Raw genomic sequence first — 11,695 nt, forward strand, 5'->3', positions numbered from 1 at the left:
GGGCGTCAGGAGGCGTGGGCCGGTGCGACACCGGCCGGGCGACCTGCCTCCAGCCGGGATTTCAACTCGAACGACATGTTGCGTCCTGCCACCCGCCGCGCGCGGTTGGCGGCGGCCGCGCGGCTCGCCGGTAAAGCGGACTGCGGCTCGGCGTGCAGGAAGTAGTGCACGATGACGCCGTCCAGCGCGGGCTGCAACCAGACCTCCATGGTTCCGTCCAGCGCGCCCGACACGGTCCAGCGGATTCCCTTGTCGCCACGGTCTTCCCGGACCACCAAGGTCAGATCCGGCCACCAGCGGCGCCAATTGTTCGGGGCCGCGAGAATATCGGCGACGGCTGTGCCCGGCGCGGCGACGAATGTCTGGTCGGCGACCTGAATAGTACTCACGACTGCACCTCATTAGCGCTCGACGCAACCACGTCCAACGGCGCTGCGTCCATGCTCGGCTGCCTCACAGCGGTGAGCCTAATGGATGACCTGTCCCGACGACGCCCGCGCTCCACCCGCCTTGCGGCGCGCGGCGTGATCCGCTCGCTTCGTTCGGCCTGTCGTGGTCCGTGCGTGCGGGCAGACACCGGTGGAGCGGGCGTCGGCTCACCGCAGCAGGTGGCGCAGCCGGGCACCGAGGGAATCCCAGCGCCACTGTTCCTCCACGAAGGCCCGCCCCGCGGCACCCATTCGGGCGGCCGCGTCGCGATCGGAGAGGATATCGACCAGCGCGTCGGTGATCTGCTGTGCGGAGCGCCCGTCGACGACGCGTCCGGTTTCGCCTTCGATGACGGTTTCCGGTGCGCCACCGGAACGACCCGCTACCACCGGCACGCCGGATGCGGACGCTTCGAGATAGACGATGCCGAGCCCTTCGACGTCCAGACCCGCGCCACGGGTGCGGCACGGCATGGCGAACACATCGGCCAGCGTGTGATGGGCGGCCAGCTCACCGGAGGGCACGCGCCCGGTGAAGATGACGTCGTCGTCGACGCCGAGCGCGACGGCGAGTTGGCGCAGCTTCTCCTCGTAGGGCCCGCCGCCCGCGATCACCAGTACGGCGCCGGGGATGCGCTTGCGGATCTCGAGCATGGCGACGATCAACGCGTCCTGGCCTTTGCGGGGGACCAGGCGGGACAGGCACAGGATGGTCGGCCGGTCGTCGAGTCCGTAGCGGTCGCGCAGTTCCGCGCGCGCGGCCGGGTCGGGCCGGAACTGGTCGGTGTCCACACCGGGCGGCAGATACTCCAGCGCGGCATTGCGCCCGAATGCCGACGCGAACCGGCCCCGGGTGTACTTGCTGACATAGGTGACCACGTCGGTGTGCTCACCGATCTGCCGCAGCGCCTGCCTGCCGCCGGGCAGCATGGACCAGCCGACCTCGTGCCCGTGCGTGCTGGCCAGGATGCGTTCGGCGCCCGCGCGCCGCAGGACCGGCGACATCAGGGCGAGCGGCGCGGCGGCGCCGAACCACGCCGTGTCGCAGTTCTCGCTGCGCAGCAATCGCGCGGCGCGGCGCATCACCAGCGGGGTCGGCAGCATCAGCGTGGTGGGGTGGCGGACCACCTGGAATTTCTGCTTGGCGTCGAACTTCAGATGGCTGTCGCCGCGCCAGCGGGGGGCGTAGACAACGAGATCATCCGGCGGCAGCTGCCCGGCCAAGGCCTGCAGATAGGACTGAATACCACCCGGCCGCGGCGGGAAATCGTTGGTCACCAGCAGAGTTCGGGCCATGGTGACAACCTACTGTGTGCGATTTGCCGCGCCGCCGCGGCGTGTTCGTCGGCCCCGGGCGGCGCGCGGTGCGGCTCAGATCGCTTGCGCGGACAGCCAATCACGCCAGTCGGCGACGAATTCGGTGCGGCTGCGGCCGAGCACGGACTGCAGGATCTGATCTTCGGTGGCCGGGGTCTGGCGGGCCGCGGCGATCCGTCGGTAGAGCTCGACCAAGCGAGGTTCGTCGTATTTGTCCGCGACGTAGGCGCAGACGGACCAGGCTTGCTCATAGGTGGCGGCGGCGTCGGCGCCGGTGAAGTCGGCGTCGGCGGGGAGGTCGCGGGGCATGGCGTGCAGCCGGGCCCGCGCGGTGAGGCTCGGGGCGATGTCGGCGAAGGAGCGGCCCTGGTCGCGGTGGGCGGTGTAGTCGGCGAAACCCTCGAGCATCCACAGGGGCGCACCGTCGCGGGTGTCGGCACGGGTGGCGATGTGGGTGAGTTCGTGGCGGAGCAGGGTGCGCAGACCGTCGGGGTCCAGGCGGCGGCCCGCGTCGGGGCTGAACACGATGCGCTGGCCGGTCGGGCGGGTGCCCGGCGCGAAGGGGTCGGCGACGGACGCGGCGGCGACCTCGGTGGACATGGTGGCACCCGCGTGCACCAGGCCGGCGAACTCCGACGGGGAGGAGGCGACGACGACCGTGCTGGCCTGCGCCCAGTCCGGGCCCCACACCTCGGTGACCGCGGCGGTGGCGGCCGCGAGTTCCCGCTCCAGCACGTCGATCTCGATGCGCTGTGCGGGGTGGCCGACGACCAGCGATTGTTGTCCGTCACCGGTGCTCACCTGGCGGGCGACGATCGGGCCGAACGGTTCGATGCTGCGACGCACCTCGGCCAGCCGCGGGTCGGTGGCCGGAGCTTGGCCGACCGCGTCGGTCGTCTCCGCCGCGTGCGGCTTCGGTAGTGCGGAGTTCGGCAGCATCACCAGGGCGCCACACAGACCGGTGAGCGTGACCACCATCGCGACGGTGAGGCAGAACTCGAATCGCCGCCGCGCCGACCACCACCCGCGTAGGCGCCGCACCCCACTCATGACTCCACCTCGTGACGTGAGCCCGCGGCCGAGATCACCCCGGCGGGGACAGGGTTGGACAGGTCATGTCCATGCATAGGTGTTCAGTATCGCCGAGCGGAGTTGTACGGCGTGGTGTTGATGGGCGCGACGGCGACCGGGACACCGAAGGTGGAGGCGTGCAACATGAGCCCGTTGCCCGCGTAGATACCGACGTGGGAGATGTCGGGGTAGAAGAACACGACATCGCCGGGCTGCAGATCGTCCTTGGCGACGGGCGTGCCGTAGGACGCCTGCGCCGAACTGGTCCGCGGCACGTTCTTGCCGACCTGCTTGAACGCCCACTGCACGAGCCCGGAGCAGTCGAACTGGTTCGGGCCGGTGGCGCCCCAGACGTACGGGTCGCCCACTCGGGTGAGGCCCGCGGCCAGGGCACTGGTGCCGCTGCCGGGGACCAGACCTTGCAGCAGGGTGTCGCGGTCGAAGCCGGGCGGGAAGGGCGAACCGGCCAGCGCGGACTTGTCCCTGGTGGACAGCGAGCCCCACGCCTGCACCACCTGCGCGATGGCACCGCCGAGGTCGCTGCGTTTGCGTTCCAGGTCGGCGCGCACCGAATCGGCCTTCTGGGCGGCCGCGTGGGCTTCGTCGGCGGCGCGGCGCGCGACGGTCTCGGCCGCGTCGGCGGCGTCGGTGGCGACCTTGTACTGGTCCAGCTGTGCGGAGGTCTGCGCGGCGAGCACGTCCAGGGTGGACATCTGGTCGAGCAGTTGCTGCGGGGAATCGCTGACCAGCACGGCGAACAGCCGGTTGGTGCGGGCGCCCTGGTAGGCGGCGATCGCGGTCCGGTCGATGATCGGCTGGTACTTGCGCACCTCGTCGCGGGCCCGGTTCACCAGCTCGGTGCTGGCGGCCAGCTTGGTGTCGGCGTCCTGCTGGATCGCGAGCTTGGCGTCGAGATCGGTCTGCGCGACGAGGGCCTGCTCGTTGAGCTGCTCGGACTGGCGCGAGAGGTCGATCATCCGCTGCACGGCCTCGCTGGCTGTGCTCGGCAGCGCGACCGGATCGGCGCCGGCCGGACCGCCACCGTAGAGGGCGGTGGTGGCCAACACTCCGGCCGCGAGGACGCCGCCCACCAGACGTCGTGTGCCATGTCTCCGGTGTGCTGCCACAGCCTGCCGTGCCCCGCTCTCTGGTGAAACGATCTCTCTGGAACCGACGATCCGACCGACGAGCGCATTCCTCGCGAAACGAGGTTTGCGAACTGCGTGCCTCGGGTAATTCGAGAAGGTCTCGATTAGGTTACGGAACGGCCTGCGTCTGTGTCCAGTAGAGAACGAAATGATCACAGCGGCCGTCCGGTGGTCGGGCCGCGACGTACGGCCCGACCAGCGGTTCGTCAGAAGCGACGGGCTCCGGTGACCGGCATCGAGGAGATGGGTGCCACCTGCACGGGCGTGCCGGAGGTGGCCGCGTGCACCACGTTGCCGTCGCCGGCGTACAGGCCGGAGTGGCCGCCGCCGTAGAACGACACCAGGTCGCCCGGCTGCAGGTCGTCGATCGACACGGGGCTACCGGCGGACAGCTGGGCGCCGCTGGTGCGCGGCAGCTCGACGCCTGCCTGCTCGTAGGACCACTTCACCAGGCCGGAGCAGTCGAAGGCGTTCGGGCCCGCGGCGCCGTACACGTACGGGGCGCCGAGCTTGCTCATGGCGGCGTCGAGGGCTTCCTCGCCGACCGTGCGCTTCGGGGCGACGAACGGCAGCGGCGCCTGGCCGGGCAGCTCGACGCCGGGGATGCCCTGCGGGATCTGGATCTCGTTCGGCACCTCGAAGGTGCCGATGCCGGGGATGGTCACCGGCTGCGCCGATGCGGGGGCGGCCGGAAGCAGGAACGCGCCGATGGTGGCAGCGCCGACGGCCCCGGCGGCGACGGCACGCTGCGCCGAACGCTTGACGGATTTGGTCGTCATGATGCGGTACTCCCAATCTGCCCCACGACGCCGCACCCTGACTGGTGCCGCGGACTTCGTGTCGTTCGCACCGTGTTGGTGCGTCGGACTCCGTGAGGTCTCGAAAAGGTTACGAACACATCACGGGGGTTTGTAAAGCCCGGCTCCGGCGAAATGCGTGGGCGCGTGTGAATTCACGCTTAATCGGTGTGAGATATGTCCCAGCAATCACGAAAAGATAACGAAGCGCTTTTATGGACGAGCGTCTCGGTCGCAATCTCGGTCAGCGATGCCATGGCCGATCGGTGGTCCGGCGGGAACCGATTGGACATTTTCCCAGGTCGCTCCGTTCATCTCGGCGACACGTGCGGGTCGAAGACTGTCCGGTCGGCCAACCCGCTGTGATCGGTCACAGCGAGCGGGAAGCGCCCCGCCCGAGGCGTCCGACACGCCGGAGCGATTGATACGATTTATACAACAATGTGAGCTGCGTCACTTTTCGGCGTTCTAGATCATTTCCTGGGTATCTCACCGTAAATACGCACGGTGTGATTCGGACATTTCCTGCGGTTTCCGGATGCGCCGGAGCTTCCCCGCGCGAGCCGCGTCCTTGTCGGACCCTCCGCCTACGCTCCAGCCCGTGTCCGACCCCGCGCCACGCAAAGCCGCCGCTCAGCAGTTGGTCTTCGACGACCTCGACACGCCACTGTTCGACACCACCTTCGTCGTCGTCGACCTGGAGACCACGGGGACCAGTCCTGGCGCCGACGCGATCACCGAGATCGGCGCGGTCAAGGTGCGCGGCGGCGAGGTGCTCGGCGAGTTCGCCACCCTGGTCAACCCGGGACGGGCGGTGCCGCCGGCGATCGTGCAGGTCACCGGGATCACCACCGCCATGGTGTACGCGGCGCCCACCATCGCATCGGTGCTGCCCGGCTTCCTCGAATTCGCCTCCGGCGCGGTGCTCGTCGCGCACAACGCGCGGTTCGACATGGCGTTCCTGCGCGCCGCCGCGGCCGCCTGCGACACCTCCTGGCCCACCGCGACGGTGTTGTGCACCGTGAAGCTGGCCCGGCGGGTGCTCGGCCGGGACGAGGCGCCGTCGGTCCGGTTGAGCGCGCTGGCACGGCTGCTCGGCGCGAGCACCCAGCCGACGCACCGGGCGCTGGACGACGCGCGAGCGACCGTCGACGTGCTGCACGCGCTGATCGCCCGGGTCGGCAACCAAGGCGTGCACAGTCTCACCGAGTTGGTCGACTACCTGCCCGACGTCACCCCGCGACAGCGCGCGAAACGCTTCCTCGCCGCCGACCTGCCCGCGAGTCCCGGCGTGTACCTGTTCCGCGGCCCGACCGACGAAGTCCTCTATATCGGTACCGCGGTGAATCTGCGCCGCCGCGTGCGCAACTACTTCACCGGTTCGGAGACGCGCGGCCGGATGAAAGAGATGGTCGCCCTGGCCACCAGGGTCGACCACGTGGTGTGCGCGCATGCGCTGGAAGCCGGTGTGCGCGAGCTGCGACTGCTCGTCGCGCACACGCCGCCCTACAACCGCCGCTCCAAGTTTCCCAAGCGAGCCTGGTGGATCACGCTCACCGACGAGCCGTTCCCGCGATTCTCGGTAGTGCGCACGCCGAACCGGGATGCGCTGGGGCCGTTCAACTCTCGTGCCGACGCGGCCGAACTGGCGCTGATCATCGCCGAGTACACCGGCCTGCGCACCTGCGCCACCCGCCTGCCCAGAAGTGGCGTGCACGCCTGCCCGCCCGCGGTCGTCGGCGGCTGTCCGGCGGCCGTCGCTGGGACTCCTATTAATACAGCGGAATACGCACCTACCCCCGCCCTCGTTCGCGCGCTGTTCGCGGGCTACTCCGACGCCCCGCTCCAATCGATGCTCGATCGCATCGAAACCTATTCCCGCGCCGAGCATTTCGAGGCCGCCGCTCGCCTGCGTGACCGCGTCGTCGCCGTTATCCGCGCCCTGCACCGCACCCAGCGCCTCGCCGCCGTCGCCCGCATCGCGGAACTGATCGCCGCCCACCCGGACGGCGCGGGCGGATGGGAGTTCGCGGTCATCCGCTACGGCCGTTTGGCGGGGGCGGGGACCGCGCCACGGGGCGTGCCGCCGATGGTCGTCGTGGAGCAGATCGTCGCCGCAGCCGAAACCGTGATCCCGGAAGGAGGGGTTCAGCAGCAGATCGCCGCCGACCTCCCGGCCGAGGTTGGTTCCTTGTCCAGCGATCGTGCGGTGGACGGGAAGGCGGTCGGCTCCGGAGGTGGCGGCGCGGTGGGCGGCACTGCCGCAGGCGCTGGACTGGGGGCGGTCGGTGTGGCGGACGGGAATGCGGCCGGCTGCGGAGGTGGCGGCGCGGTGGGCGGCACTGCCGCAGGTGCTGGACCGGGGGTCGTCGGTGCGGCGGACAAGGATGCGGCAGATTCCGATCCTGGCGGTGGCAGCGTAGTGGTCTGCGATTCTGCGGGCACCGGTTCGCGGGGGAGTCGGACGGCGGGCGTCGGCGCGGTGGATGGCGGCACCGCGGGTGCTGTTTCGCAGGGCGGTAGTGCGGCAGGCTCCGATCTCGGGGGCGATGGCGCGGCGGTGGGGGTCGAAGAGCCGGTAGGGGATTGGGTGCCGGTGAATGTGCCGCCGTTGCGGGGTGCCTCGCCGGAGGAGGCGGCGCTTGTTGCGCGGTGGCTGTCGCGGGCGGGGGTGCGGATCGTGCGCACGACTGAGGGCTATCGGGAGCCCAGGTTCGGCGCGGGACGGTGGCTGGGGTGGGCGGAGGTGGCGGATGCGGCGGCGCGGACCCAACCCGCTGAGCAGGAGTACGCGGACCGCTTAGGCTGAGCGCATGATTACCGCGATCGTGCTCATTGACGCCGACAACGGCCGCATTCCCGAGACCGCGCAGGCCGTGGCGGACACCGAAGGTGTCGCCGAGGTGTACTCCTGCGCAGGCGATGTGGATCTGATCGCGATCGTGCGGGTGCGCGACCACGAACAGATCGCCGACGTGGTGACGGGCCGGATCGACAAGGTCGACGGTGTCGCCAGGACCATCACTCACATCGCGTTCAAGTCCTACTCCAGCGCCGACGTGGAAGCCGGCTTCTCGCTGGGGGAGTGAACCGACGCCGCCGCCGGGATCAGCGGATCATCGACTTACCGGTGTAGGTGCCGCTTTGGCGGGCGCCGAGGATCCCGGAGGCGGCGCCCATGCATTGGGCGTTCATATATATGGTCACCACGCGGTCGCTGTTGTTGACGAATTTTCGTGACGCGTTGGGGCCGAGATCGATGCAGCCGGACTGCCCGCCGTAGTCGGTGCCGTCGACGAGCAACTCACCCTCCACCGCACCTGCGGTCGGTGCGGCGACACACACGGCCACCACCGAAAGCACCCCGAGTGCGACACGCACGCTGTGTTTCATGCTGCGCTCCTCGTCAGTCGAGGCCGGTCGGCGCGGGCTCGCGTCGAGTCGGCCTTGGGGCATGCTGCTCCAGCTAACGCCCCAACCAGATCTTATGCCTTGTGGCTATCAGTTGGTAGGCGTGCCGGCGACCGGTCCGAAAGGTGGTGGACCAGGAAGCGACCGCAGTCGACGCGCGGTCAGCGATTGCCGAGCGTGACGGTCAACTTCGCCCAATTGTCGAGCAGCGCAGCCGCCTTACCGGAGTCGATGGCCTCGGCCGCCCGCTCGATACCCCCCGCCAGTGCGTCGTGCACGTCGGCCGTGTAATCGACGGTCCCCTGGGACAGGTCGTAGGCCACGATGGCCGCCGCCGAGTTCACCAGCACCGCGTCCCGCACCGCACCGGCGGTTCCGGCGAACACACTGCGCGCAACACCGGCGTTGACCGCGGAGTCGCCGCCGCGCAACGCCTCGAGCCCGACGCGGGCGATGCCGAGGCGCGTCGGATCGATGGTGGCTTCCCGCATCTGCCCGCCGGACACCACCCACACCGCGGTGGTGTCGGAGGTGGTGATCTCGTCGAGCCCGTCGTTGCCCCGCACCACCAGCGCACTCGCGCCGCGTCCGGCGAAAACCCCCGCGATCACCGGAAGCAGATCGGCGAACGCGCACCCGACCAGCCCAGCCCGCGGCTGCGCCGGATTCGTCAGCGGCCCGAGCACATTGAAGACGGTGGGAATCCCGATCTCCTTGCGCGCCGCACCCGCGAAACGCAGCGCGGGATGGAACACCGGTGCGAAACAGAAGCCGATGCCGACCTCGCGCACACAGCGCGCCACCGCCTCCGGCCCCAGCGCCAGTCGCACGCCGAGCGCCTCCAGCACGTCGGCGCCGCCGCTCTTGGACGAGGCGGCCCGGTTGCCGTGCTTGACCACCGGCACCCCGGCCGCGGCCACCACGATCGAGGACATGGTGGAGATGTTCACCGAACCGGATCGGTCACCGCCGGTGCCGACGATGTCCACCGCGTCGCCGTCGATCCGCACCAGCCTGGCGTGGTCGAGCATGCCGGTGGCCAGGCCGGTCAGTTCGGCCGGTGTCGGGCCCTTGATCTTCATCGCGACCCCGAACGCCGCGATCTGGGCGGAGGTGGCGTTGTCCGACATGATCTCGTCCATCGCCCAAGCCGTGTCGTCCGCGGCCAGGTCGCCACCGTCGGCGAGGGTTCCGAGCACCTGGGCCCAGCTGCGCACGTTCATGTCTTGCTTCTCCCGTCACACTGGTTTCACACCAGTTTGTCGCGAAGCAGCTTACTGTGCGCTGTCGGGGCGAAGCCTGTCCTTAAAGTTGTTCGCTCGCAGCCCGCGGTTGCAGCGCGTCCCACCCGTCGGCGGTCCCGTCGTGCCGCTGCGCCAGCCCCGCCATCCGCGACCGCTCCTGCGAACAGTGCAACGCGTCGAGCACCTGCACCCGCTGCAGAATCACCGTCTCCAGCGCATCGGTCCCCGGCCCGCCGACCCGCGGCGCCGGTGCGTACCCGTCTTGCGCCGCGATCGCGCACACCGCGTCGACCTGCGCGGGCGGTATCCGCAGATGGTGGCGCAGCACCGCTTCCGCATCCGGTATCAGCGCACTCGCCCGCGCCAAGGCCGCCGAACAGGCCTCGGCGTCATCGAAACTCGCCGCGACCACCACCAGATCCGCCCGGCTCGGATCCAGCGGGGCCGGACCGCCGCGCCCGAACCATCGACGCCATCCACGCGCTGCCATACCGCCTCCATCTCAGCTTTTACTTACCCACACCTGTCATGCTGTGCTCCGGCTACCGGCCGGCACGCGGACCCCGACCGGTAAACGCGTCCCGACCGCCGCCGCCGCACCGCGAGCGGGCCTGCCTCAACACGCCGAGCCCTGGTCGAGAGGCTGTCTGTCCGTGGGTTTTCCGACACGGGGGCACAAGTTTCGCACCCGGGTACTTGTGTCGTACTACGACGAGTCATACTTACCCCCGTGACGACCGCAGTAGGGACCCCCGGATCGGCCATTACCCAGCGTGTGCACTCGCTGAATCGGCCCAACATGGTCAGCGTCGGTACCATCATCTGGCTGTCCAGCGAGTTGATGTTCTTCGCCGGCCTCTTCGCGATGTATTTCGTCGCGCGCGCCCAGGCGCATGGTGTCTGGCCGCCGGAACCGACCGAGTTGAATCTCAAGCTCGCCGTGCCGGTCACTACCGTGCTGGTCGCGTCGTCGTTCACCTGCCAGATGGGCGTGTTCGCCGCGGAGCGGGGTGACGTGTTCGGCCTGCGCCGCTGGTACGTGGTCACCCTGATCATGGGCACCTTCTTCGTCCTCGGTCAGGGCTACGAGTACATGAACCTGGTTCACGAGGGCACCTCGGTCTCGAGCAGCGCCTACGGCTCGGTGTTCTACATCACCACCGGTTTCCACGGTTTGCACGTCATCGGCGGTCTGATCGCGTTCGTGTTCCTGCTGATCCGCACCAAGGTCAGTAAGTTCACCCCCGCGCAGGCGACCGCCGCGATCGTCGTCTCGTACTACTGGCACTTCGTCGACATCGTCTGGATCGGGTTGTTCGCCACGATCTACTTCGTCCGCTGAGTCGGGCGTACCTCAGTCTTTTGCACACGTCGGTTCCGTCTACTCCAAAGGGACACAGATGAGTTCATCTCCCCCGTCAGCGCCAGAGCCCGCAAGCAACGGGAACGGCGAGGCCAGCAAGACACGCAGGCAGCGCCGCGTTCGCCGTCGCATCGCGGGCGGGCTCGCGCTGTTGGTGGGCCTCGTCGGAGCAGGCTTCCTGGCAGCGGCTCTGACGCCGGACCCGCAGCGCGCGACCGCGAACCAGGACTCCTCGGCGCTGATCCGCGAGGGCCAGCAGCTCTACGACACCTCCTGCATCACCTGCCACGGCGCGAACCTGCAGGGTGTTCAGGACCGCGGCCCCAGCCTCATCGGTGTCGGTGAGGCCGCCGTCTACTTCCAGGTGTCCTCCGGCCGCATGCCGATGGCCCGCAACGAGGCCCAGGCGATGCGCAAGCCGCCGAAGTTCGACGAGCACCAGACCGACGCGCTGATGGCGTACGTGGCGGCCAACGGTGGCGGCCCGAGCGTGGTGCGCGACGCGAACGGCGAGATCGCCCAGGAGTCGCTGCGCGGCCCCGACATCGCCCGCGGTTCGGAGCTGTTCCGGATGAACTGCGCCTCCTGCCACAACTTCACCGGTCGCGGCGGCGCGCTGTCCTCCGGTAAGTTCGCGCCTCCGCTGGAGCCCGCGAACGAGCAGCAGGTCTACGACGCCATGCTCACCGGCCCGCAGAACATGCCGAAGTTCTCCGACCGGCAGCTGTCGCCGGAGGAGAAGCGCGACATCATCGCCTACGTCATGAACGCCAAAGAGGAGAACGCCCCCGGCGGCTGGGACCTCGGCGGCTTCGGACCCGCGACCGAAGGTCTGGTCATGTGGGTGATCGGTATCACGACGGTCGTCGGTGCCGCGATTTGGATCGGTTCGCGGTCGTGAGCACGTCGAGCCCGC

The 11,695-nt window shown here is 69.4% G+C and carries 12 protein-coding genes; 4 read left to right on the forward strand and 8 right to left on the reverse strand.

Annotated elements, in window-relative coordinates:
- Positions 1-5: 5 nt before the first annotated feature.
- The 5 genes from ACIHA7_RS16800 to ACIHA7_RS16820 form a co-directional block, all read right to left on the reverse strand.
- Complete coding sequence (locus tag ACIHA7_RS16800) at positions 6-389, reverse strand: polyketide cyclase / dehydrase and lipid transport (protein WP_397290214.1); 384 nt, start codon at positions 387-389, stop codon at positions 6-8.
- Between the two features lie 207 nt (positions 390-596).
- On the reverse strand, positions 597-1,724 hold the full coding sequence (locus ACIHA7_RS16805; RefSeq protein WP_397290216.1) for a glycosyltransferase family 4 protein: 1,128 nt from the start codon (positions 1,722-1,724) through the stop codon (positions 597-599).
- Between the two features lie 75 nt (positions 1,725-1,799).
- Entirely contained in the window at positions 1,800-2,795 is a 996-nt protein-coding gene (locus ACIHA7_RS16810) for a hypothetical protein (RefSeq protein WP_397290218.1), read from the reverse strand.
- An 83-nt stretch (positions 2,796-2,878) separates the two neighbouring features.
- Positions 2,879-3,907, reverse strand: coding sequence for an NlpC/P60 family protein (locus ACIHA7_RS16815; RefSeq protein ID WP_397290220.1), 1,029 nt, complete (start codon positions 3,905-3,907; stop codon positions 2,879-2,881).
- Between the two features lie 263 nt (positions 3,908-4,170).
- Positions 4,171-4,743, reverse strand: a complete 573-nt coding sequence (locus ACIHA7_RS16820) for a C40 family peptidase (protein ID WP_397290222.1) — start codon at positions 4,741-4,743, stop codon at positions 4,171-4,173.
- A 619-nt stretch (positions 4,744-5,362) separates the two neighbouring features.
- Here ACIHA7_RS16820 and ACIHA7_RS16825 point away from each other — a divergent pair.
- Together ACIHA7_RS16825 and ACIHA7_RS16830 are read left to right on the forward strand one after the other, a co-directional pair.
- Complete coding sequence (locus ACIHA7_RS16825) at positions 5,363-7,570, forward strand: DEDD exonuclease domain-containing protein (protein ID WP_397290224.1); 2,208 nt, start codon at positions 5,363-5,365, stop codon at positions 7,568-7,570.
- Positions 7,571-7,574: 4 nt separating this feature from the next.
- Positions 7,575-7,850: an Lrp/AsnC family transcriptional regulator gene (locus ACIHA7_RS16830; RefSeq protein ID WP_107655123.1), complete on the forward strand. Its 276-nt coding sequence runs from the start codon at positions 7,575-7,577 to the stop codon at positions 7,848-7,850.
- 19 nt (positions 7,851-7,869) lie between these two features.
- On the opposite strand, the gene ACIHA7_RS16835 is transcribed toward ACIHA7_RS16830, so the two are convergent.
- The 3 genes from ACIHA7_RS16835 to ACIHA7_RS16845 form a co-directional block, all read right to left on the reverse strand.
- Positions 7,870-8,154, reverse strand: a complete 285-nt coding sequence (locus ACIHA7_RS16835; protein WP_397290227.1) for a hypothetical protein — start codon at positions 8,152-8,154, stop codon at positions 7,870-7,872.
- A gap of 179 nt (positions 8,155-8,333) precedes the next feature.
- On the reverse strand, positions 8,334-9,395 hold the full coding sequence (gene trpD, locus ACIHA7_RS16840; protein WP_135235845.1) for an anthranilate phosphoribosyltransferase: 1,062 nt from the start codon (positions 9,393-9,395) through the stop codon (positions 8,334-8,336).
- A gap of 82 nt (positions 9,396-9,477) precedes the next feature.
- On the reverse strand, positions 9,478-9,906 hold the full coding sequence (locus tag ACIHA7_RS16845) for a hypothetical protein (RefSeq protein ID WP_397290229.1): 429 nt from the start codon (positions 9,904-9,906) through the stop codon (positions 9,478-9,480).
- A 240-nt stretch (positions 9,907-10,146) separates the two neighbouring features.
- On the opposite strand from ACIHA7_RS16845, the gene ACIHA7_RS16850 reads away from it, so the two are divergent.
- A complete protein-coding gene (locus ACIHA7_RS16850; RefSeq protein ID WP_397290231.1) occupies positions 10,147-10,758 on the forward strand; it encodes a heme-copper oxidase subunit III in 612 nt (203 codons plus the stop codon).
- Between the two features lie 58 nt (positions 10,759-10,816).
- Positions 10,817-11,680, forward strand: coding sequence for a c-type cytochrome (locus ACIHA7_RS16855; protein WP_397290232.1), 864 nt, complete (start codon positions 10,817-10,819; stop codon positions 11,678-11,680).
- The last annotated feature ends 15 nt before the right edge of the window (positions 11,681-11,695 follow it).

The sequence above is a fragment of the Nocardia sp. NPDC052316 genome (assembly GCF_044547795.1).
GTDB lineage: Bacteria > Actinomycetota > Actinomycetes > Mycobacteriales > Mycobacteriaceae > Nocardia.

Excerpts from the sequence above, each read along its gene's own strand:
- ACIHA7_RS16805 (WP_397290216.1), bottom strand. The coding sequence starts at position 1,724 with ATGGCCCGAACTCTGCTGGTGACCAACGATTTCCCGCCGCGGCCGGGT.
- ACIHA7_RS16810 (WP_397290218.1), bottom strand. The coding sequence starts at position 2,795 with ATGAGTGGGGTGCGGCGCCTACGCGGGTGGTGGTCGGCGCGGCGGCGA.
- ACIHA7_RS16820 (WP_397290222.1), bottom strand. The coding sequence starts at position 4,743 with ATGACGACCAAATCCGTCAAGCGTTCGGCGCAGCGTGCCGTCGCCGCC.
- ACIHA7_RS16830 (WP_107655123.1), top strand. The coding sequence starts at position 7,575 with ATGATTACCGCGATCGTGCTCATTGACGCCGACAACGGCCGCATTCCC.
- ACIHA7_RS16835 (WP_397290227.1), bottom strand. The coding sequence starts at position 8,154 with ATGAAACACAGCGTGCGTGTCGCACTCGGGGTGCTTTCGGTGGTGGCC.
- trpD (WP_135235845.1), bottom strand. The coding sequence starts at position 9,395 with ATGAACGTGCGCAGCTGGGCCCAGGTGCTCGGAACCCTCGCCGACGGT.
- ACIHA7_RS16845 (WP_397290229.1), bottom strand. The coding sequence starts at position 9,906 with ATGGCAGCGCGTGGATGGCGTCGATGGTTCGGGCGCGGCGGTCCGGCC.
- ACIHA7_RS16855 (WP_397290232.1), top strand. The coding sequence starts at position 10,817 with ATGAGTTCATCTCCCCCGTCAGCGCCAGAGCCCGCAAGCAACGGGAAC.